The sequence below is a fragment of the Bacillus infantis genome, assembly GCF_020171945.1.
Lineage (GTDB): Bacteria > Bacillota > Bacilli > Bacillales > Cytobacillaceae > Bacillus_AB > Bacillus_AB infantis_A.
The window spans coordinates 361,009-381,425 of record NZ_JAIVAP010000003.1 but is presented as its reverse complement, the minus strand read 5'-3'; the positions used below and the strand labels follow the sequence as shown (position 1 = coordinate 381,425).

Sequence of the window (20,417 nt, the reverse complement as noted above, 5' to 3'; positions counted from 1 at the left end):
AAGAGATGTTCCTGCCTGCTTTTAAGCATTAATTCCATTCAGGATCATATCGGTAAATATGCGTGCTACTTCATAGTCCGGAGCACTTCCTTTGGGATTGAACCATTGGTAGCTCCAGTTGGCAGCACCCAGAATGCCGAATGTAATGATGGGGGCATTAAGATCGGCTCTGAACTCCCCCGTCCTGATGCCTTCCGATATCAACGCTTCAATATTGGTCCTGAACCGGTCCCTCTTCGGAATAATCTGACTCAGCCTCTCTTCACTCAGATTCCTGATTTCCCTGAAGAAGACTTTGGCGCTTGCCCCCTGATTTTCAATGCTTCCGATCAGCATGGCGACTACATCATACAATTTCCCTTTGCAATCGGCATTGCTGTCTTTCAGGATTTTTTCCTGCTGTGACAGAAGATCGTCTATATAACGGAGGTGTATATCCATCAGCAGTTCTTCCTTGCTTGAAAAATAATAATAGAAGGTTCCTTTGGTCACTCCGATTGAATCGACTATATCCTGGATTGATGTCTCGCTGAACCCTTTTTTGTCAAATAAGCGGATGCTCTGTTCTGTTATTTTTTCCTTCATAATGATGTCCTCTCAATCTTTGAATATCGCCAGAGATTATACCATGAATTGGATGTCCCTTCCTAAGGAATGCCCATCGGAAAGCCTTTTTTTCAGATGCCGGGAAAGGTGCCGTGCACTGCCATGCCTAGCGCCTGCCTGTTCCGGCTTCCTCCCGCAATGCTCTGCGGAGGATTTTTCCAACACTTGTTTTTGGGAGTGCATCCCTGAATTCAATGATGCCCGGCACCTTATAGGCAGCCATATTGGCGCGGCAGAATTCAATGATTTCCTTTTCGTCCGCCAGTTTGCCCGATTTAAGGACGATGACCGCTTTGACATTCTCTCCCCTGTAAGCGTCAGGAACGCCGATCACCACTGCTTCCTGGACGGCAGGGTGCTCATAGAGCACTTCTTCGATATCACGCGGATAGATGTTATAGCCGCTCGCAATGATCATATCTTTTTTCCGGTCGACGATATATAGGTAGCCTTCTTCGTCCACCCTTGCAATGTCCCCTGTATAAAGCCAGCCGTCCCGCAGCGCATGAGCCGTCTCCTCAGGCATATTCCAATAGCCCTTCATCACCTGCGGCCCCTTTATGATAACTTCGCCGAGCTCACCGGCAGGGACTTCCTCGCTTCCTGATGCCAAATCCACTATTTTATAGTCAGTTGAAGGAAAACCGATCCCTACACTCCCCGCTTTGCGGGCTGCAAATACCGGGTTGCAGTGTGTGGTAGGAGAGGCTTCAGAAAGCCCGTAGCCCTCCAGGATGACAGCACCCGTCTTTCTTTCAAACTCCTTCAGCACCTCGACAGGCATCGGGGCGCTGCCGCTGTTGCAGACTTCAATGCTGTCGATGCCGTATTCCTCCGCCCTGGGGTGATTTGTAATAGCTCCGTACATCGTCGGAACACCCGGGAAGACTGTCGGCTGCTCATTTTTAATCGTTTCCAGCACCTCTTCAAGTTCGAACCTTGGCAGCATGATGGATTCAGAAGCAGTATAAATCGATAGATTCATGCAGGATGTCATGCCAAATACATGGAACAGCGGAATGACAGTCAGATAGCGTTCTTCACCAATATCAATAGTCTGCTTGAAGAACTCGTAAGACTGCACTACATTGGCAATAATATTTCTGTGGGTCAGCATGGCCCCCTTGGACCGGCCTGTCGTACCCCCTGTATATTGGAGTACGGCTGTATCATGCTCCGGCTCCAGCACTGCCGGTGCAAAATTTCCCTTGCCCCGCTGCAGAAAGCTCTCAAAGGTGCTGTCTTCGCCAAAATCCACGGCGGTAGGCTGGAGGCTTACTGCTATGATTTCTTTAAGTGGCGTGCTGCTGCGGACACTGTTTACTTTTGGATAAAATGCATCGAGGGCAACCATTCTTTCTGCACCCGAATCATTTAAAATATATTCAATTTCCCTTTCCACACTCATCGGGTTCACTTGGGTGACGATCCCGCCGGCGGCAAGGATGCCGTAATAGGAAATGACATATTGCGGACAGTTAGGGAGCATGACAGCGACTCTTCCGCCTTTCTCAAGCCCGCTTGCCTGCAGGGAAGCAGCAAACAGTCTGACATGCTGCTGAAGTTCCTGGTAGGTAATCTTCTTTCCGTAAAAAGATAATGCGATATGCTCCGGATATTTTTCTGCTGTATCTTCCAGCATTTTCGGGAGAGTAATGTCAGGGATCTCCACCTCTCTTTCAGCAGAATCCGGATAATGGGCAAGCCAGTTCTTTGTGCTCATCTTTATACCTCCTGTATTAAAAGCATAGTTTAATAGCGGAATACCAAAGGAAAATGAAAAGGCTTACAATTTTTTCTGCAGTCAGCAGACACATCCATCTTCTACATTGCGTGTGTCCCTCCGTCTACCACCAGTACATTGCCTGTTACATAGCTTGATGCCTCCGATGCAAGGAAAAGCGCTGCCCCCTTCAGATCCTGGTCAGTACCGAAGCGCTTGAGGGGTGTTGCATCAAGGATAGGATCTTTTCCATGTTCAATGATGGCCTGCGACATTTTTGTAGGGAAGAAACCAGGGGCAATGCTATTCACATTAATATTGTATTTCCCCCATTTAACTGCCAAATCTTTTGTCATGATGATGACTGCACCTTTGCTCGTGTTATAACCGAGTGTATCCATGACACGCGGATCTGTCCCTCCGAGGCCTGCAACTGAAGCTATATTGATGATTTTGCCGCTCTTCTGCTCTATCATCACCTTCCCAGCAGCCTGGCTCATGAGGAAGGTTCCGGTCACATTGACATCGATGACTTTCTTCCATGCTTCAAGAGGCATTTCTGCGGCAGGCGCCCCCCAGGTCGCACCGGAATTATTGACAAGGATATCAATTGTGCCGAACTCCTCCACTGTTCTGTCTACAGTCTGCTGAACCTCGTCCGGATTAGATATATCACACTGCAGCGCAAGAGCTCTTACACCAAGGCTTTCAAGATGGGCAGCGGTTTCCCTGCAGGCCTCAACCTTCCGTGAACAGATTACGATATTGGCGCCTGCTTCTGCCAGCCCTTCAGCAATCTGGGCCCCCAGGCCTCTTCCGCCGCCGGTGACAATCGCCGTTTTCCCTTTAAGATCAAAAAGTCCCATCACATTCATCTTTAAAACCTCCATTAGTTATTGATGCTTCCGCATTTCCAGTTTTGCGATCTGTGCCCTGTGCACTTCATCAGGACCGTCAGCCAGCCTCAGTGTCCTGGCATTTGCCCAATGCGCAGCCAGCGGGTAATCATCGGAAACGCCCGCTCCTCCCATAGCCTGGATGCTCCTGTCCAAGACCCGGAGTGCCATAGAGGGGGCAGTGACTTTTATCATTGCAATTTCTGCTTTTGCCTCTTTGTTTCCGACTGTATCCATCATATAAGCAGCTTTAAGCGTCAGCAGCCTCGCCTGCTCAATCTCAATGCGGGAGTCTGCAATCCATTCGCCTATCACTCCCTGTCTTGAGAGCGGCTTTCCAAATGCAGTCCTTGTCTGGACCCTCCTGCACATGATTTCAAGAGCACGTTCTGCCGCCCCGATCAGCCTCATGCAATGATGGATCCTTCCCGGGCCAAGCCTGCCCTGGGCGATGGCAAAGCCTTTCCCTTCCCCCCAGATGATATTTTCTTTTGGGACCCTGACGTTTTTGTATGTAATCTCTGCATGACCGTGCGGTGCATGGTCATAGCCGAATACAGGGAGCATCCGTTCAATCGAAACTCCCGGAGCATCAAGGGGCACAAGGATCATTGACTGCTGCTCATGCCGTGCGGCGTTTTGGTCTGTTTTTCCCATCACAATGGCCACACTGCACCTTGGATCGCCCGCCCCCGAAGACCACCACTTTCTTCCGTTTATGACGTACTCATCTCCATCCTGCTCGATGCTTGCCTCAATATTTGTCGCATCAGAGGAAGCAGTTCCAGGTTCGGTCATTGAAAAGCAAGACCTGATCTCTCCTGCCAAAAGGGGAGCAAGCCACTGTTTTTTTTGTTCATCGCTCCCATATCGGACCAGCACCTCCATATTGCCTGTATCAGGGGCGCTGCAATTGAACACCTCCGGGCCAATCAGGGACCTGCCCATGATTTCGCATAGCGGGGCGTATTCCAGATTTGACAGGCCTGCCCCATATTCACTTTCCGGCAGGAACAGATTCCACAATCCTTCAGCCTTTGCCTTCCCCTTCAGCTCTTCCATAATTTGCGGGACCTGGCTCCAGCGCGAAGCCTGCTCATTAAGCTGCTTTTCATATACATGTTCAGCAGGGTATACATGCCTTTCCATGAATTCTGTAAGCTTATCCTGCAATTCCCTCACTCTGCCTGAATAAGAAAAATCCATTCTTTCAAGCTCCTTCCTCTACTTACTAACCGGTCGGTATGTAAAATAGTATACTCTTTTCAGAAAATTATTCAACTATTGTTCTAAAAATTCTGTCAAAACCAAAGTGCAAGCGCCTTGATCACCCAAAGGAACGAAGACTGAGAACGCCACGTCCTGTGGCAGCGTCTCCATGACCAGCTTCCTGGGCCCTCAAGACGAACCTCCCAGAAAGGCGTTCTTTGCCTTTTTGGGAGGTTTGGCCTGTGATCTCTGCGCAGCTGGTGGACGTTGCTTAAGAATTGATATTTATCCACCAGGCTTACAATTTATAAATTCCTATACAAAAATAAAAGAACTGCCCTGAGGCAGCTCTTTTTCCCGCTTTTAGTTATAGAAGCTAGCTCCAACAACAATCAACAAAATGAACAATACAACGATTAGTACGAAAGTTGAACCTCCTCCGTAATAGCCGCCGCCACCGCCGCCGTAGCCGCATCCGCCATATCCGTAGCCCATCAAAGTCACCTCACTTTGTCTTTACTCACTTATAACATATGAGAAATGACGAAAGGTGTGTGGGCAAGCTCCCAGTATTGCTTTCAATTTTCTTTTTGGATTTTCCGTACCGGCTGAATTTGTTTGCGGAAGGTTTCCATCTCAGCAGAAAACTGCCTGCAGGCTTCGGAAAATTGCGGTGCTTCTTGAGAAAATCGCTCGAACTGTTCTTGCCACTTTGTTATGCAAGACAGTAAATTTACAGCTGACAATTCCTGTCCGGTATGACCAGTGTCCTTAGGATCATGCACAGCCGGCCGAACCGATTCCAAATCTTTATAGATGACAGGCTGTTTTTCTTTCTTTAAGAGGACACTAATCTGTCCATTTGTTTCAAGCTGGGCAAACTCGACATCTTCAAGCTCAAAAATACTATTCAGCCTCAGCTGCTCCTGGAGTTCATCCATCGTATACTTTTCCTTTTTTACCTTTTCCTTCAGCAGACTGCCATTTTGAATGAATACAGTGGCTTTTCCTTCCACAGCAGCCCGGAATTTTGGGAAACGGAGGGATAAAAGCGATACAATCAAGGGCGTCGCGGACCAGATCAGGAGCGCCGGGAGGCTGGATGCCAGCCTGAGCCTCGGGTCCATCGAGATGCTGCCGGCAATATCGCCAATAGTGATGCCGACAATATACTCATAAAATGATAAAGAAGAGAGCTGTTTTTTTCCGAGCACTTTAGTAATAAAAAATAAAGCGATAATGATCAAGACCGATCTAATGATTGCAGCTCCAAAGTCCGGCACCCTGCCAGCCTCCTCTTAATAACCTTAAATGGCGGATCCGCAGCACCCTGCTTTCCTATACCTCTGCGGATCCTGGCTTATCCTTTTGGCTTGAACAGCAAAGCGCCTATAAAGCCAAATACAATAGCAGCAGATATACCAGAGCTTGTCACTTCAAACATCCCGGTCAGCACCCCGACAAGCCCGTGCTGTTCCGCCTCCTGAAGGGCTCCATGGACCAGTGAGTTCCCAAAGCTTGTAATAGGAATAGTGGCGCCTGCACCGGCAAAGTCTGCAAAAGGCTCATAAAGGCCAAGCCCGTCAAGTATCGCCCCGATTACCACAAATATACTTAAAGTATGGCCTGGGGTCAGCTTGCCGATATCAAGAATTAGCTGGCCGATCACACAAATGATACCTCCTACGACAAACGCCCAAAAAAACATTGCTAGCATGCACAAATCTCCTTTCTGAACTCCCGGTTCTTCTTCACTGAATCATTTCAATCGCTACAGCATGGGCAATGCAGGGAATGCTTTCCTTCTGCTGAAAAGTCAGCGGAGATAAGAGAGCACCTGTTGCCACTACAAGGATCCTTTTCAGTTCCCCCCGCTTCATCCTGTTCAATAGATGCCCGTAAAGCACGGAAGCTGAACAGCCAGCCCCGCTTCCCCCTGACTGTACTGGCTGATCATCTTTGTAGATTAAAAGTCCGCAGTCTGCAAACCTTTTCTCATCAATTTTAAGCCCGTCATTCTGTAAAAGCTCAAGGACTGTCTCCCTCCCAATCTTTCCAAGATCACCTGTGACAATCAGGTCGTAATAAGAAGGATCTATTTCCATATCCCTGAAGTGGGCCGAAATTGTATCAGCTGCTGCCGGTGCCATGGCGCCTCCCATATTAAATGGATCTGTGAGCCCCATGTCGATGACTTTTCCGATTGTAGCAGAAACGGCAGCCGGCATATCTTTTTGTCCTGTATTTTCACCTACAAGCGCAGCACCCCCGCCCGTTACGGTCCATTGGGCAGTAGGAGGCTTCTGGCCCCCGTATTCGGTTGGATAGCGGAACTGTTTTTCTACGGCAGAGTTATGGCTTGAAGCGCCGGTAATGATTTTCTTTGCCCCTCCGTAATTGATGATGAAAGCAGATAATGCCAGGCCTTCCATTGAAGTCGAACATGCTCCGAATACGCCGAAATACGGGAGCTGGATAGTCCTTGCTGCAAGGCTGCTGGGCGTAATCTGGTTAATCAGGTCTCCGGCAATAAAAAACTGTACATCATCTTTCTGTACAGAACCTTTTTGCATAGCTGTCCGGGCTGCTTCCTCCATGAGAACCCTGTGGGCTTTTTCATAGGAATCCTCCCCCATCCACAGGTCATCGTGAAGAATATCAAAGTCCTCAGCCAGGTTGCCTTTTGCTTCAAAGGGCCCCCCTGAAACGCCTGTCGAGAGAATAACAGGCTTATTCTGAAAAGCCCATGATTGTTTACCTTTCAGCATTCACAGCACCCCCCACATGACTAATAGTGTTTTGACAAGAGCCACGACAAAAGCGGAAAAAACCCCAAATAAGATAACAGAACCGGCCAGCTTAAACATATTTCCTCCGACACCCAGCACAAATCCTTCAGTACGGTGCTCTATGGCAGCAGAAATAACTGCATTACCAAACCCTGTAACCGGCACAGCCGACCCAGCTCCGGCATATTGGCCGATATGGTCGTATACACCAAAGCCTGTCAGCAGCATGGAAATGAAAATCATGGTGGCGACTGTAGGGTTGCCTGCTGTCTGCTCTGTAAAATCAAAGAAATATATATAAAAATAAGTGATGGCCTGGCCAATCATACAGATTACGCCACCCACCCAGAACGCCTTCAAACAGTTCTTCAGAACGGGGCGTTTTGTTTCATGCTTTTGTTCCAGCTTTTCATATTTCTTCTGCTCAGGTGTTTTGCTGCTCTTTGCCACTGCCCTCCGCCCCTTTCTATGTCAGCTCTTTTTTCATATTTATAATTTCTTTCAGCTTATCATTGGCCTTTTTACGTGTGAAATCTGGATCCTTCAGCTGTTCCTTCAGTTCAACGGCTTCAAGAAAGATCTTATAGTCGCTGGAAACGATGAAATCTTCTTTAGGAAACTTTTCCTCCAGACGCTTATTGATCGCCTTTTCAATCTTTTTCATATGAAAACGCTGAAGATGCTTGACCTTATAAGCCACAAGGACTTCTTTCTCGCCAACAACCACCGCTACATCATAAACCTCTTTTATCGCTTCAATTTCTTTTTTAACTTTCGGCGCCAAATCCTTCCGCTTCTCCTTCTTTTCATCAAGAAGCAAAGGCTGCGGATTGGTCGTTTTTATCAGCGCAAGGCGGCTTTCCGCAGTTTTTTGTTCGTTGCTGCAGCCGCTCACATAAAGAATGGCCGCTACGATGATGATTGACTTTCTAAACATCTGTGTCCTGTTCATAAGCTGTCCTTCCTATGTATAATGATTTAATCGCTCTTATATTTTCCTCACGTCATTGTTATTTTATGAATAAAACGGACTTGAAAAAAATGTAAAAACAAAAAGCCGCATGCGCGGCTTCTGGATAGGCATATTTTGCCTTTTTATTCAGCTGTTTCCCTTCTTTTTGCCGCAGCCGCAGCCCTTCTTCTTTTTTTTCTTTTTGACAGGCCGGGACACTGTCCCCTGTACCGGTTTATCAGCATTTAACATAAGGATGCCTCCAATATTTAATTTCTTGTACACAATGCTATTTTATGCATGCAAACCAGTGCCTGTGCCGGCATAGTGCCACAGTCCAGTATCAGATAAGCCGCTGAATGACAGATTCAATAAAAGCTGCAGCACCGGCGATGGCAAGTATAAAGATGACAGGGACCGCCGCCATCGGGAAATAAAGATATGAGAGGTAAAGCAATGCAGTGGCCCATACGCCTGTGCACCAATAGCAGCTAATAAGCTCGCCGATAAAGCCTCTGATGAACCCTGGCCTCGGCACATAATAAGCCTCTCCTTCTTCCACTACCTCATCCAAAAAAATCTGCCTGAAGAATTCGGTGATAGAATCAAATACAATCAGCCTTGTCAGCCGGAAGGCTGCAAAGGCCAGCACAGTGAATTCCCATAATGATATGAACATCATGTACCCCTCTTCTGAGTTTTTTCCTAAAGCTTATGCAGTACTACACTTTATGCACAGCAGAAAAAAAACTGCCTAATTTTCAGAAACAAGGCGTTTGTCCGTAACCCATAAGCCCTTCCGGCAATATGTTATTAGTGTAGTATCACAAGAAACAAAGGAGGAAAAGATAATGGGTTGTGGAAAAAAAGACAATGTTTTAAGCTCAAACAGCTGTGTCTGCGAAGTGGTTCGTGCGATTAAAGATATTCAAGATAATGCCGAAGATGTATGTGAGTGCCCAACGAATTGTTTCCTGGAGCCGCTTGGGACACTGGTTTCTCCGTCTAAAAGGCAAAATGCCGATACGCGCGTATTTGTCCTTAAAACAGCTGACGGATCTCCATTCCATGCTTTCTTCAGAGGCAGCGAATGCTCTTGCGTATCCATCTTCTTCCGTGTAGAAGATATTTTTGATAACTGCTGCGCAGTGCTCCGCGTCCTTGAACCGCAAAAAAGAACACATGACGGCTATGATACAGTGGATCTTACAGAAGACTGCTGCATCGACCTCAAAAAGGTCTGCCAGGTAGACCGCTTTGCCAAGACGAATGACTGCATTACAGTCGACCTGAAATGCTTCTGTGCTGTTCAGTGCATCGCCGATGTTAACCTAGACATCTGTGACTAGCATACAGGCCATTCTGAATGGCACATCTGAGTTAGAACCTTCTTTGCATAAGTCAGGCAAGTCAATCACTTGGCGTTCGCCGGCTATGACCGGCGAACCGCTTTGTTTTGGTGCAGAAAAGCGGAGGCGGCTTGCCCAGAGCCGACAAGCATAAGACGCGGTAGAATAAAAGGCGTACTTTGCCTTTAATTCTACTGTGGCTTATGACTCGAGGCTCTAGCCGCTGGAGCTGGACATTTTGAAATGCGGAAGGCGCTTGCTCAGCCCCGACAAGCATAAGACGCTTCAGGATAGAAGGCGTTCTTTGCCTTCAATCCTGAAGTGGCTTATGACTCGAGGGGCTAGCGCCTGGAGCTGGACATTTTGAAATGCGGAAGGCGCTTCTCCATTAAGCTGAACAATTCGGATGCGGAGATGCTGCTCAGAATCATAATAACCAATTCATTTCCATTCATTAAGAAAGCCAGCCCGAGGGCTGGCTTTCTTACGTTCTTATTATTTTGTAAAGCCAATCATCCTGATTTCTTTTATAGACTTTACGTTAATCGTTTCTAAGGATTGATCCATGAGCTTTATTTCTACCTCACTTACAGTAGGCATACTCTGCACTATACCCCTGTAAGTCTTTTCTTCTGTGGAAATCAGGCAGGGAACAGGCGGCAGCTGCTTCGGAAAATTAAGCAGATACTCCAGCCTTTCTTCCACATCCATTTCTTTGAAGGGTTTTACTCTTTGAAAAGAAAAGAACCCCTGCTTCCGCGATTCTTCTTCCTTCTTTTCAAGATGAGCATCCTGATAATCACCGATTGCCGACTGCACTTCCTCTTTTCTCTCTCCTGATCCAAGTTCCGGACTGGCTGGACCGAAAATGGACTCTTCCCTTTGTCCGGCCGGCTTGCTTTTTTTGTGGTTATCTTTTGCCTGCCTATCCGCCGCATCCTGCTTTTTAGCATTTTTTGCAGAGTAAACCTCCTGCATTTTAATCTCAGGCATTTTAAAATTGGGCTGATGAATATAAAGCATAGGCTCTTTTGTTTTTTTCTCCACCCTGTGCACCTCCGCATTGATTCTCCTTCATATATGTATGCAAAATGGGCCAATTCGTTTACAGGGCAGCCAAGGATCTTTGTTTCAAAGATATTGCTGCAAAGAAAGAAAAACATCAGATGAGCAGCTTTACAAAGGATTAACACGGCGGGAATATATCGTTCATAATCTTGTGCTATTGTTGGAATATAAGGAACCTCGGTGCGGGATAGACATTCCCCTGCTTCAGGTTATACCCCCCATTTACATATTGAAAAGGCAGGCCATGACTGGCCTGCCGATTTTTTTAGCCCATGATATGGAATCCGGAGTCAACATGGATGTTCTCCCCGGTGATTCCTCTGGACATATCGCTGAATAAGAACACCGCAGTATCTCCGACTTCTTCCTGCGTTGTGGTGCGGCGCAGAGGTGCCTTTTCTTCAATCTCCCTCAAAATGGAATTGAAGTCGCTGACACCTTTTGCAGACAAGGTACGGATCGGGCCGGCAGAAATAGAATTGACACGGATGCCGGCTTTTCCAAGATCTGAAGCGAGGTATCTGACACTTGCATCCAGAGACGCCTTGGCAACTCCCATCACATTATAGTTCTGCATGACTCGCTCTCCGCCCAGATAGGTCAAAGTGACAATGCTTCCCCCATCAGTCATCAATTCTTTTGCTTCCTTTGCCACTGCTGTCAAAGAATATGAGCTGATATTGTGGGCAAGCAGGAATCCGTCCCTGGTCGTGTTCATGAAGTCTCCCTGCAGTTCCTCTTTATTGGCAAATGCGATGCAATGAGCCACACCGTGGATGGTTCCAGCCTGGGCTTTGATTTCTGCAAAGCATTTGGCTACCTCTTCGTCATTTGTCACATCGCAAGGGATAACAAGGCTATCTGCATTTTCCAGTGAGCCTGCCAGCTCTTTAACGCTCTTTTCAAGGCGTTCTCCTGCATATGTGAATATCAGGCGCGCTCCTGCTTCATGCAATGAACGGGCAATTCCCCACGCTATGCTGCGTTTATTGGCCACTCCCATTACAACATACGTTTTTCCAGCTAAAGACAGAGTCATATTTGGTGCCTCCTATATTAATACATGTTATTAGTACCTAGTACTAATATTACTACAGTATCAGGCAAAAGGAAAGTGCTGAAAGAGAATATAAGAAAGCCGGCCATTCTTACACGGCCGGCTTTTCCATTAATGCTAACACCATTCGCAGAACTCAAGCTCACGCTTTAATTCATCAACATACTCTTTAGTACCTGTAACAATCAGCCTGTCATTCATTTGAAGTTCAGTATCCCCATGCGGGACAATCGAATCCATTCCGCGGAAAATCCGTACAAAGATAACATCCCCGGTAAATGGAAATCTCCTTAAGGTCATGCCGTCAAACTGGCTGTTTAACAGCTTGATCTCATACAGGGACGTCTCCTGGTTGGTCAGGATATTCATCACACTCGGAGATTCGATTAAAGCACGCAAAAGCGCCTTTGTAGATAAAAGCACCGAGAAGACTTCCACTTCCTGCTCACGAAGGGATTCTTCCAGGTCTGGACTTTCGATGCGGCAGATCACCCGCTCTACTCCCCGTTCTTTGAATGCGACGGATAATGTGGCATTAGCTTCCTCATCACCTGTAGAAATCACGACAATATCCGAACTGAAAACATCTGTACCTTCAAGTACTTCCACTGTGAAATCTTCAACCTCTTCTATCTCAAAAAGGGAATCGGCAATCTGCTTATCAGACTTCTCTTGCTTTTTATGATACAGCTTTGGCTCATACAGCGAGGATTTCAGTTCGCTGTAAACCGGGAGTGTAAGCTGGTTGGCGCCAATAAAGGCGACCTTGAGCATTTTTTCCTCTGCAGCTTCTTTTGGAAAAAGCTTTTTGAAAACGATCGGAGTCAGCACACAAGTGATGATTGCAACCAGAATCAGCGTTCCGCTCATCTCTGCTGTGATGATTTCCATTCTTTCCCCGATGGTTGCTGCCGCAATGACAAGGGACAGCGTGGACGTCAGCAGAAACCCCGATGATATCACGGTTTTTGCGTCATACCATTTCTTGAGAATGAGAACAGGAACAAGCTTGGAAGCAAGCAGGGCAATCAGCAGAAGCGGAATAAGCATAAGCATCTTCTGGTCGCTGAATAACGACCACACATTAAGGTCAACACCGACCATTACAAAGAAGATCGGTATCAGGAAGCCATAGCCGAATGAATCCAGTTTATGGATCATTTCCTGATTTGGCGCAAGAAGGGATACAAGCACACCTGCCAGGAATGCACCCAGGATATTCTCAGCGCCAACCGTTTCAGAAAGCCCAACCAAGAGCAGAATAAGTGTGAAAACTGCCCTGGTTCCAATCTGGACTGTACCGGTTGACATTGCTTCAATGAAATTGCGTTTCTGGAACTTCTTTCCGACAAAGAACAGGATGACACCGGCTCCGAATAATACGAGCAGAAGCCAGGTATTTCCTTCGCCGCCATCATTAAGCGACACAAAGACCGCCAGGAGGATCATTGTCGCCAAGTCGGCAATGACTGCAATCAACAGGATGATCTGCCCGATCCCCGTTTTCATCAAATGGGCTTCTTTCAATGTAGGGACTACCACCCCAAGGGATATGGTCGAAATGATCAAGGTCATCAGGAAGGCATTGTCAATGAAACCTGCCAGGACAAACAAATAAGAAAGCAGCAGCGAAACAGCGAAAATCCCGATAAAAACAATGGACGCAACAAAAAACGTGTTTGGCTCAGGCTTTCCATTTGGCAGGACTGCCTTTTTCTTGCTCTTTTTAAAAGCTGAAAAATCAATTTCAAGCCCGCTTAAAAACATCAGGAAAATAAAGCCGAGTGTCGAAAGGGTCTCCAGCCACATATCTTCATGGACCAGATCGAACCCGCTCTTGCCAATGATAAGGCCGACAATGATTTCTGCCACGACGACAGGGATAAAGCTTAATTTCAATCGATGCAGCACAATAGGTGTTATAAACGCTGCAAGAATGACTATAACAAGAGAAGCAACAGATGCTCCATGCTCCATATCTATTCCTCCTCCATTCCTAAATCAGATAGCTCATGAATAAAGTCGCCATCCCAAAATAAATTAAAATACTGATAATATCATTTATAGTAGTAATAAAAGGTCCTGAAGCAACTGCCGGGTCTATATTCATGCGGTGCATGATCAATGGTACGAGCGCCCCTGCAAGTGTTGCAACAATCAATGTAGAGAAAATGGAAATGCCGACAAGCAGGCCAAGATAGATATCGCCATGCCATAGCCATACAGCCAGACTGACCAATATCCCGCAGATCGTCCCTGTAATGACACCCGTCCCGGCTTCCCTGAAAATAAGCTTTGATTTGTTCTCTCTTTCAAGGTCGCCTGTTGCAATCCCGCGTACAGCGACCGCCAGGGCCTGTGTGCCCGTATTTCCAGCCATGCCGGCGATAAGCGGTATAAACACAGCCAGTATTGACACCTTGCTCAGCGTTTCTTCAAACCGTCCAATCAGACTTGCAGTCATCATCCCCAGAAACAGAAGGATGATAAGCCAGGGCAGCCTCTTTCTGGCAGCAGCAAATGGACTTCGATCAAGGGTATCCATGTCAGAAACGGCTGCGAGCTTGGAATAATCGTCCGATGCCTCTTCTTCCATGACATCCATGACATCATCAACTGTTATAATTCCCAATAAATGATTTTGAAAATCCACGACCGGCAGGGCCAGGAAATTATAATCCTTTATTTTTCTGGCAACATCCTCCTGATCTTCGCCCACTGACACTGAGACGACCCGGTCATTAGTGATTTCCGCGATCATTGTGTCATCATCGTTCACAATCAGATCACGGAGGGAGATGACCCCTGCCAGCTTCTTGTCCTCATCCACTACGTATACATAATAGATTGTTTCTGCCCGGGGGGCTTCATTTTTCAGGATATACATAGCGGAACGGACCGTCTGATTAGCGGAGATTGAAATGAATTCGGTCGTCATGATGCTTCCTGCTGTATATTCTTCATAATGCAGCAGGTCTTTGATTTCCTGGGCTGCATCACTGTCCATTATGGTCAGATAGCTTGCAGCCTGGTCTTTGTCCAATTCATTAAGCACATCGACCGCATCATCGGCATACATATTTGACAGCATATCTGCTGCATAGCTGGGATTCATTTCAGCCAGTACATCTTTGTATTCTTCCTCATCCACTTCCAGATTTTCAAAGAGATCTGCCATTTCCTCAGGGGACAGGAACTGATAGATGACTGAACGGGCCTCTTCCTCCAGCTCCTTAAAAAATGAAGCTTGATCATAAGGGTGCAGATCAAGGAACTCCTCCCTGAAAACATCTAAATCTTCATTTTGTAAAGACTGGAGCAGCAGCTCGCGGTTATATTGCTCCGAAGGCCTTTCTTGCATATCGGGCATGATTTCCCCCTCCTTCCGGGTATACTAAAACAGTCTTTACTATACTAGCAAATGTTTGTTTTTTTGTCGTCATTAAAATCTTCCCACAGGAATATTTTGAGGATTTCAAATATACTGAGTGAAGCCTGCTTATAGGCGGAGGAGGAACAGAATGAAGTTTGATATCATTGGGGATATTCACGGATGCTTTGCAGAATTCAAAGAGCTTACTGTGAAAATGGGCTATTCCTGGGAAACCGGCATCCCCACACATCCTGATGGGAGAAAGCTTGCATTTGTCGGTGATCTGACAGACAGGGGCCCCGAGTCGCTGAAAACGGTTGAGGTTGTCTGGGAGCTTGCAGCCCGGCGGCAGGAAGCCTATTATTCACCGGGCAACCACTGCAATAAGCTTTACCGCTTTTTCCTGGGCAACAAAGTGCAGATCACCCATGGACTTGAAACGACGGCTGCAGAATATGAAGCCCTTCCCCATAAGGATAAAAAGGAAATAAGAAGAAAATTTATGGAACTGTATGAAAAGGCCCCCCTCTATCAGGTGCTTGACGGCGGAAAGCTCATCATTGCCCATGCCGGGATTAAGGAAGAGTATATCGGGAAAAATAATGCAAAGGTGAAAACCTTTGTTTTGTACGGAGACATTACCGGAAAAAACAACGCGGACGGCACTCCTGAAAGAAGAGACTGGGCAAAGGAGTATAAGGGAGAGAGGGTCATTGTCTATGGCCACACGCCCGTGAAGGAACCCCGCATCATCAATTCTACCTATAATATTGATACTGGTGCTGTTTTTGGCAATAAGCTTACGGCCTTAAGATACCCGGAAATGGAATTGGCTTCTGTCGGCTCCTCCATGCCTTTCACTGCAGAAAAGTTCCGGGACATCCTTTAAATATCTGCCTGGAATAGTAAAAAGGCCGCCTAAAAAAGGCGGCTGTCTTCTATTCCAGCAAGTTCTTCATATCATCAGGCAGCTCTGCTGAAAAACAAAGCTGTCTGTCCAGGAACGGATGAAAAAAACGGAGCTCCCGGCAATGAAGGGCCTGGCGGCTGATTTGATTTTTATTCCCTCCATACAGCCCGTCCCCAAGCAGGGGATGGCCGAGATGGGAAAGATGGACCCTGATCTGGTGGGTCCTCCCTGTTTCAAGCACCAGCTCCACATAAGTGAAATCCCCGGTTCCTTTTACCTTATAATGCGTGCAGGCATACTGGCCATCAAGGAAGTTGACTTCCCTTTCAATGATGCTGTCCTTTTTGCGGGCAATCGGTGCCTGTATGGACCCTTCCTCCGGGAATAGCTTCCCTTCTGCAAAGGCTTCATAGGTTCTCTTTACCCTGCCTTCTCTTTGAAGTGTGCTCATTAAATGATGGACATGGCGGTGCTTGGCAACCAGGACCAGCCCTGAAGTATCGCGGTCAAGCCTTGTGACAATATGGACCGTCGACGCAAGACCGATTTTCCTGTAATAGCCGATGAGTGCATTCGCAAGACTGCCGCGGGGATGCTCTCTTGAGGGGATGGTGCTCATAGCGGATGGCTTATTGACGACCAGTACATAGGGGTCTTCATACACAATATCCAGGGGGATGTCTTCTGCTTCCATCCCTGGACTCGGCTTTTCGGAAGGAAAACTGAGGTAAAGGCAGTCCCCCTCCTTTAGCAGATAGCGCACATTTTCCTCATTGCCATTCACTTCGATCTTCCCGCCGCTGAACTTTATATCAGTCAGGGCAGCTTTGGAAATTTCACGCTGCTTCAGATACTCTTTTATGGACTGTCCGCTGTCCTGCTTCTCGATTCTCCAATTTAATGTGAACGAATCCATGGACGGGCTCATCCCTTCTTAGTTGTCGGTAATAAATGAATCATGGACCCTTTTCCAGAATGGAAATGGACGGAAACGGGCAAACCTGATCTTCTCATCCGCCACCCTGAACTGGATCGACTTTACATCCTTGTGCAGGAGCGTCAAATGATCGATTGTGATCTGAAAATCCGGTACATTGACCGGTTTTAGCATGCAAGTATGGTGGGCCGGCAGAACAAGAGGTGAACCCAGTGTCCTGAATACCCGGTTATTGATGGAAGCCATTTCCGCAAACTGGATGGCAGGAAGCGAAGGATGGAGGATCGCCCCTCCAAGCGCTTTATTATAAGCCGTACTTCCTGAAGGTGTGGACAGGCAAAGGCCGTCTCCCCTGAAGCGCTCGAAATGCTGTCCCCTGATTTCAACATCCATCACCAGTGTGCCTTCGATGCTCTTGACTGTCGACTCATTCAAGGCCAGATATCTCGTTTCCCTTCCTCCATGCTGGTAGCGGATGATCACTTCAAGAAGCGGATATTCAATCACCTGGTACGGCGTTTTGGCAATGGCAATAACCAGCTTTTCGATTTCTTCCGGCACCCAGTCAGCATAAAAGCCAAGATGTCCTGTATGGATTCCGACAAAAGCCGTTTTTTCCAGCCTGCTGCTGTACCGGTGGAAAGCATAGAGAAGCGTGCCATCCCCGCCTATGGATACAACAATATCCGGCTGATCCTCATCATATATTAAATCAAAGTCCAGTAAATACGTTTTCATTTTATGCATAAGTGTATTTGATTTGGAGTCGCCTTTAGACGTAATGGCAAATTTCATTATGCTTTTTCTCTCCTTTTCAAAATCGCTGTTTGCCCCTTGCCCGGGTGCAGGTCAGAAGCCTTGCCGCCGTCAGCTTCCGCCTTCCTTCTGATGCTCTTTCTTCCGGGTGAAGAACGCCTGTGCATCCTGTATTTCTCCCCTGATCAAGGACATTTCTTCATCCAGGCGAAAGGCGGCCTCAGCTGCCCTTTTCAGCCTCATCTGTATATCCTTCGGGAATTGGCCGCGGTATTTATAATTCAATGAGTGTTCTATGGTCGCCCAAAAGTTCATGGCCAGTGTCCTGATCTGGATTTCAACAAGAATTTTTTTCTCGCCATTGATCGTTTGGACAGGATACCTTATGACAACATGATAGGAACGGTAGCCGCTTGCCTTTTTGTGGGAAATATAATCCCTTTCCTCTATCAGCTCGAAATCGTTCCTGCGGCGGAGCATTTCAACAACCAGTTTTATATCATCCACAAACTGGCACATCATCCTCAAACCGGCGATATCCTGCATTTCGGTTTCCAGCTTATCAAGCGGGATCCCTTTTTGATTGGCTTTATCCAATATGCTCGCAATCGGCTTTACCCTGCCTGTCACAAATTCAATCGGGGAATTTGAGGAATCCAGTTCGAACTGGCCCCTCATCCCTTTCAGTTTTACCTTCAATTCCTCGACAGCCTGCTTATAAGGTGCTAAAAATTGATCCCAATGCTTCATGCGCATCTTCACCTCATCCCATTTTCTCTATTTTCCGGAGGAAGGCCGCGGTGCACCAGCCTCTTGCCGGGGGCTACTGCGCTTGTCAGAAGGCGGCCTCTACCTTTGCCACCATTTCATCTCCATAATTACTGTTGCCTTTAATATTCTCGATAAGATAGCCGAGTTCCTCCCTGAATTGCGGAAGAGGCAGCCTTTCGGGACCGTTTGCCAGATAGGCATCCGCCCCTGCTGCAAGAGCCTGGCTCATCAAGGCCCATATGCCTTCTGAAAGGACTATGTATGTATATTCATCATTGCTTTCCGCAATATAAACAAATGCCAGATTATCTGAATCGACCAGCATTTGTCCATTCGCCTTAAGCCCATTAATATCCTGTTCTGTTTCCAGCAGCAGCTCGTTCTTTTCTGTCAGTGCCGCCTTGATTATGTCTATTTTTTTATTCATGAATTCCAACCTCCAATACTCTCCCTTATTTTATCACAGGTTGTTTCCATATCCTAAGGATTGAAGTCTGGCTGAAAGAAAGAGATAATAAAACTGACTATACTCAGGGGAGCACAAATGATATGAGCCATTCACAGCACATTGAAATAGAATTTAAAAACATGCTGGAACAGCATGAATTTGAGAAGGCGGCAGCCTTCCTGCAGTTTAAACCGGCAGATTTTTTCACGCAGGAAAACCATTATTTTGATACACCTGACTTTAAACTCAAGGACAGGAAGAGCGCGTTAAGAATCCGCATGAAAAACGGGACCTATGAAATGACGCTCAAGCAGCCTGCAGATGAAGGCCTGCTCGAGACAAATATACAGCTTTCGCATATAGAAGCAGATGCCTGCATGCAGGCAGGAGCCATTCCGGACGGCCTTATAAAAGAAGCGCTGGAAACCATGCGCATTCCTGTTGCCGAACTCGAATACTTTGGATCCCTCTCTACCAGACGGGCCGAAAAAGCTTACAAAGGCGGCCTGATGGTTCTCGACCATAGTTCCTATTTAAATTGCGAGGATTATGAATTAGAATATGAGGTAAGTGACAGCGAAAAAGGAAAGAAGGAATTTATCCTTTTCCTGAAACATCTAAACATTCCCGAAAGAAAGACCGAAAATAAAATTAAGAGGTTTTACCGTCAAAAATTAAAAATGAACACTGCTGAATGATTAAACAGCTTTGGCAGTTATATAAAAGGAGCCAGCAATGAACATTGACCAACTGAAAGTGATGCTTGAACTCCAGGCCCTCCAGAATTTCGGCGGAAACAGTGCCCCTTCAGACTCAGGCTTGGGCAGTGTCTTTACCAGCATCATGAATGAGATGATGGCAGCAGATGAGGCACCCAAAGTTCTGGCAGCTGCGGAAGCGGGAGCAGAAACATTCCTGTCTGGAAAAATGGCTGCCGCCCTGCCCCCTGCCAGCTTTACAAAGCTTTCAGGCGGAAATGGAGAACCTTTTTCAGAAATTATCAATGAGGCAGCAGAGCTGTACAAGCTTCCTGCCAAGCTCATCCATTCCGTCATCAAGCAGGAATCCAACTTTAATCCCGGGGCTTCCAGTGCTGCCGGGGCTTCCGGGCTGATGCAGCTTATGCCGGAAACAGCCAAAGGCCTTGGCGTCAAAAATGTATTCGATCCCCGTGACAATATATTGGGCGGCAGCAAATATTTACGGGAAATGATGGACAGATATGACGGAAACATTGAAAAGGCGCTTGCAGCATACAATGCTGGCCCAGGAAATGTTGATAAATACGGAGGCATCCCTCCTTTTAAAGAAACTTTGAACTATGTAAAAAAAGTGACCGGCAGCTTCTTCTCTTGAAGAAATTCTGAAGTAAGCCTTTTGCAGCCCCTGGCTCTGCAAAAGGCTTTTTTTGCGAAAAACACCTCTTTTCCCCCTCATATTGATCTGACAATGGCTCACGCTGGAAATATTCCGTGATATTGGTTAAAGTAATGAATGCCGCCCCTTTGTTCTGCTTGTCCTTAAGCTATTTGTTTGAGATATAAAAAGGGCGTTGTTAAAATAAAGAAAGCAC

Annotated in this window: 23 protein-coding genes; 4 read left to right on the top strand and 19 right to left on the bottom strand. The window is 46.8% G+C overall.

The window, feature by feature from the left end; all coding sequences use genetic code 11:
• Positions 1-21: 21 nt before the first annotated feature.
• The 11 genes from LCM00_RS08660 to LCM00_RS08610 form a co-directional block, all read right to left on the bottom strand.
• Positions 22-585 carry a TetR/AcrR family transcriptional regulator gene (locus tag LCM00_RS08660; RefSeq protein ID WP_224900230.1) on the bottom strand — a complete coding sequence of 188 codons (564 nt, stop codon included), beginning with the start codon at positions 583-585 and terminating at the stop codon, positions 22-24.
• A 127-nt stretch (positions 586-712) separates the two neighbouring features.
• Positions 713-2,329 (bottom strand): long-chain-fatty-acid--CoA ligase, encoded by a 1,617-nt coding sequence (locus LCM00_RS08655; protein ID WP_224900227.1) that lies wholly within the window; start codon positions 2,327-2,329, stop codon positions 713-715.
• Positions 2,330-2,430: 101 nt separating this feature from the next.
• Entirely contained in the window at positions 2,431-3,204 is a 774-nt protein-coding gene (locus LCM00_RS08650; RefSeq protein ID WP_224900224.1) for an SDR family oxidoreductase, read from the bottom strand.
• 18 nt (positions 3,205-3,222) lie between these two features.
• Complete coding sequence (locus LCM00_RS08645) at positions 3,223-4,431, bottom strand: acyl-CoA dehydrogenase family protein (RefSeq protein WP_224900221.1); 1,209 nt, start codon at positions 4,429-4,431, stop codon at positions 3,223-3,225.
• 366 nt (positions 4,432-4,797) lie between these two features.
• Positions 4,798-4,929 (bottom strand): YjcZ family sporulation protein, encoded by a 132-nt coding sequence (locus LCM00_RS08640; protein WP_224900218.1) that lies wholly within the window; start codon positions 4,927-4,929, stop codon positions 4,798-4,800.
• 83 nt (positions 4,930-5,012) lie between these two features.
• The gene (locus LCM00_RS08635) at positions 5,013-5,717 is read right to left on the bottom strand and encodes a DUF421 domain-containing protein (RefSeq protein ID WP_224900216.1); all 705 of its coding nucleotides are present in this window, start codon (positions 5,715-5,717) and stop codon (positions 5,013-5,015) included.
• 77 nt (positions 5,718-5,794) lie between these two features.
• Positions 5,795-6,151 carry a stage V sporulation protein AE gene (gene spoVAE / locus LCM00_RS08630; protein WP_224900213.1) on the bottom strand — a complete coding sequence of 119 codons (357 nt, stop codon included), beginning with the start codon at positions 6,149-6,151 and terminating at the stop codon, positions 5,795-5,797.
• 34 nt (positions 6,152-6,185) lie between these two features.
• Complete coding sequence (gene spoVAD / locus LCM00_RS08625) at positions 6,186-7,202, bottom strand: stage V sporulation protein AD (protein WP_224900210.1); 1,017 nt, start codon at positions 7,200-7,202, stop codon at positions 6,186-6,188.
• Positions 7,203-7,673, bottom strand: a complete 471-nt coding sequence (spoVAC, locus tag LCM00_RS08620) for a stage V sporulation protein AC (protein WP_224900207.1) — start codon at positions 7,671-7,673, stop codon at positions 7,203-7,205.
• Between the two features lie 16 nt (positions 7,674-7,689).
• Positions 7,690-8,160 (bottom strand): YhcN/YlaJ family sporulation lipoprotein, encoded by a 471-nt coding sequence (locus LCM00_RS08615; protein ID WP_224900204.1) that lies wholly within the window; start codon positions 8,158-8,160, stop codon positions 7,690-7,692.
• Between the two features lie 358 nt (positions 8,161-8,518).
• Positions 8,519-8,854: a DUF1360 domain-containing protein gene (locus LCM00_RS08610; RefSeq protein WP_224900201.1), complete on the bottom strand. Its 336-nt coding sequence runs from the start codon at positions 8,852-8,854 to the stop codon at positions 8,519-8,521.
• 172 nt (positions 8,855-9,026) lie between these two features.
• Between LCM00_RS08610 and LCM00_RS08605 the strand changes: the two genes are divergently transcribed.
• Complete coding sequence (locus LCM00_RS08605) at positions 9,027-9,524, top strand: CotY/CotZ family spore coat protein (RefSeq protein ID WP_224900198.1); 498 nt, start codon at positions 9,027-9,029, stop codon at positions 9,522-9,524.
• 495 nt (positions 9,525-10,019) lie between these two features.
• On the opposite strand, the gene LCM00_RS08600 is transcribed toward LCM00_RS08605, so the two are convergent.
• From LCM00_RS08600 to mgtE, 4 genes are all read right to left on the bottom strand, one after another.
• Positions 10,020-10,571, bottom strand: coding sequence for a CotO family spore coat protein (locus LCM00_RS08600; protein ID WP_224900195.1), 552 nt, complete (start codon positions 10,569-10,571; stop codon positions 10,020-10,022).
• Between the two features lie 286 nt (positions 10,572-10,857).
• On the bottom strand, positions 10,858-11,631 hold the full coding sequence (gene fabI / locus LCM00_RS08595; protein WP_148975839.1) for an enoyl-ACP reductase FabI: 774 nt from the start codon (positions 11,629-11,631) through the stop codon (positions 10,858-10,860).
• 135 nt (positions 11,632-11,766) lie between these two features.
• Positions 11,767-13,626, bottom strand: a complete 1,860-nt coding sequence (locus LCM00_RS08590; protein WP_224900192.1) for a monovalent cation:proton antiporter family protein — start codon at positions 13,624-13,626, stop codon at positions 11,767-11,769.
• Between the two features lie 19 nt (positions 13,627-13,645).
• Entirely contained in the window at positions 13,646-15,019 is a 1,374-nt protein-coding gene (mgtE, locus tag LCM00_RS08585) for a magnesium transporter (protein WP_224900189.1), read from the bottom strand.
• Positions 15,020-15,170: 151 nt separating this feature from the next.
• Here mgtE and prpE point away from each other — a divergent pair, with 151 nt between their 5' ends.
• Positions 15,171-15,911 (top strand): bis(5'-nucleosyl)-tetraphosphatase PrpE, encoded by a 741-nt coding sequence (gene prpE / locus LCM00_RS08580; protein ID WP_224900186.1) that lies wholly within the window; start codon positions 15,171-15,173, stop codon positions 15,909-15,911.
• Between the two features lie 49 nt (positions 15,912-15,960).
• Here prpE and LCM00_RS08575 read toward each other — a convergent pair whose 3' ends face one another.
• The 4 genes from LCM00_RS08575 to LCM00_RS08560 all read right to left on the bottom strand — a co-directional run bounded on the left by LCM00_RS08575 (position 15,961) and on the right by LCM00_RS08560 (position 18,823).
• Positions 15,961-16,848 (bottom strand): RluA family pseudouridine synthase, encoded by an 888-nt coding sequence (locus LCM00_RS08575; protein WP_224900183.1) that lies wholly within the window; start codon positions 16,846-16,848, stop codon positions 15,961-15,963.
• Between the two features lie 18 nt (positions 16,849-16,866).
• Positions 16,867-17,664: an NAD kinase gene (locus LCM00_RS08570; protein WP_009794119.1), complete on the bottom strand. Its 798-nt coding sequence runs from the start codon at positions 17,662-17,664 to the stop codon at positions 16,867-16,869.
• A 72-nt stretch (positions 17,665-17,736) separates the two neighbouring features.
• Positions 17,737-18,375: a GTP pyrophosphokinase gene (locus tag LCM00_RS08565; RefSeq protein WP_318247601.1), complete on the bottom strand. Its 639-nt coding sequence runs from the start codon at positions 18,373-18,375 to the stop codon at positions 17,737-17,739.
• A gap of 85 nt (positions 18,376-18,460) precedes the next feature.
• Entirely contained in the window at positions 18,461-18,823 is a 363-nt protein-coding gene (locus LCM00_RS08560; protein WP_224900177.1) for a UPF0738 family protein, read from the bottom strand.
• A 122-nt stretch (positions 18,824-18,945) separates the two neighbouring features.
• Here LCM00_RS08560 and LCM00_RS08555 point away from each other — a divergent pair, with 122 nt between their 5' ends.
• Together LCM00_RS08555 and LCM00_RS08550 are read left to right on the top strand one after the other, a co-directional pair.
• Positions 18,946-19,542, top strand: coding sequence for a CYTH domain-containing protein (locus LCM00_RS08555; protein ID WP_224900174.1), 597 nt, complete (start codon positions 18,946-18,948; stop codon positions 19,540-19,542).
• Positions 19,543-19,579: 37 nt separating this feature from the next.
• Complete coding sequence (locus tag LCM00_RS08550) at positions 19,580-20,200, top strand: lytic transglycosylase domain-containing protein (RefSeq protein ID WP_224900171.1); 621 nt, start codon at positions 19,580-19,582, stop codon at positions 20,198-20,200.
• Positions 20,201-20,417 lie beyond the last annotated feature (217 nt).

Bases quoted from the DNA above. Each gene is read 5' to 3' on its own strand.
- LCM00_RS08660 (WP_224900230.1), bottom strand. From the start codon at position 585: ATGAAGGAAAAAATAACAGAACAGAGCATCCGCTTATTTGACAAAAAA.
- LCM00_RS08655 (WP_224900227.1), bottom strand. From the start codon at position 2,329: ATGAGCACAAAGAACTGGCTTGCCCATTATCCGGATTCTGCTGAAAGA.
- LCM00_RS08650 (WP_224900224.1), bottom strand. From the start codon at position 3,204: ATGAATGTGATGGGACTTTTTGATCTTAAAGGGAAAACGGCGATTGTC.
- LCM00_RS08645 (WP_224900221.1), bottom strand. From the start codon at position 4,431: ATGGATTTTTCTTATTCAGGCAGAGTGAGGGAATTGCAGGATAAGCTT.
- LCM00_RS08640 (WP_224900218.1), bottom strand. From the start codon at position 4,929: ATGGGCTACGGATATGGCGGATGCGGCTACGGCGGCGGTGGCGGCGGC.
- spoVAE (WP_224900213.1), bottom strand. From the start codon at position 6,151: ATGCTAGCAATGTTTTTTTGGGCGTTTGTCGTAGGAGGTATCATTTGT.
- spoVAD (WP_224900210.1), bottom strand. From the start codon at position 7,202: ATGCTGAAAGGTAAACAATCATGGGCTTTTCAGAATAAGCCTGTTATT.
- LCM00_RS08615 (WP_224900204.1), bottom strand. From the start codon at position 8,160: ATGTTTAGAAAGTCAATCATCATCGTAGCGGCCATTCTTTATGTGAGC.
- LCM00_RS08610 (WP_224900201.1), bottom strand. From the start codon at position 8,854: ATGTTCATATCATTATGGGAATTCACTGTGCTGGCCTTTGCAGCCTTC.
- LCM00_RS08605 (WP_224900198.1), top strand. From the start codon at position 9,027: ATGGGTTGTGGAAAAAAAGACAATGTTTTAAGCTCAAACAGCTGTGTC.
- fabI (WP_148975839.1), bottom strand. From the start codon at position 11,631: ATGACTCTGTCTTTAGCTGGAAAAACGTATGTTGTAATGGGAGTGGCC.
- LCM00_RS08590 (WP_224900192.1), bottom strand. From the start codon at position 13,626: ATGGAGCATGGAGCATCTGTTGCTTCTCTTGTTATAGTCATTCTTGCA.
- mgtE (WP_224900189.1), bottom strand. From the start codon at position 15,019: ATGCCCGATATGCAAGAAAGGCCTTCGGAGCAATATAACCGCGAGCTG.
- prpE (WP_224900186.1), top strand. From the start codon at position 15,171: ATGAAGTTTGATATCATTGGGGATATTCACGGATGCTTTGCAGAATTC.
- LCM00_RS08575 (WP_224900183.1), bottom strand. From the start codon at position 16,848: ATGGATTCGTTCACATTAAATTGGAGAATCGAGAAGCAGGACAGCGGA.
- LCM00_RS08570 (WP_009794119.1), bottom strand. From the start codon at position 17,664: ATGAAATTTGCCATTACGTCTAAAGGCGACTCCAAATCAAATACACTT.
- LCM00_RS08565 (WP_318247601.1), bottom strand. From the start codon at position 18,375: ATGAAGCATTGGGATCAATTTTTAGCACCTTATAAGCAGGCTGTCGAG.
- LCM00_RS08560 (WP_224900177.1), bottom strand. From the start codon at position 18,823: ATGAATAAAAAAATAGACATAATCAAGGCGGCACTGACAGAAAAGAAC.
- LCM00_RS08555 (WP_224900174.1), top strand. From the start codon at position 18,946: ATGAGCCATTCACAGCACATTGAAATAGAATTTAAAAACATGCTGGAA.
- LCM00_RS08550 (WP_224900171.1), top strand. From the start codon at position 19,580: ATGAACATTGACCAACTGAAAGTGATGCTTGAACTCCAGGCCCTCCAG.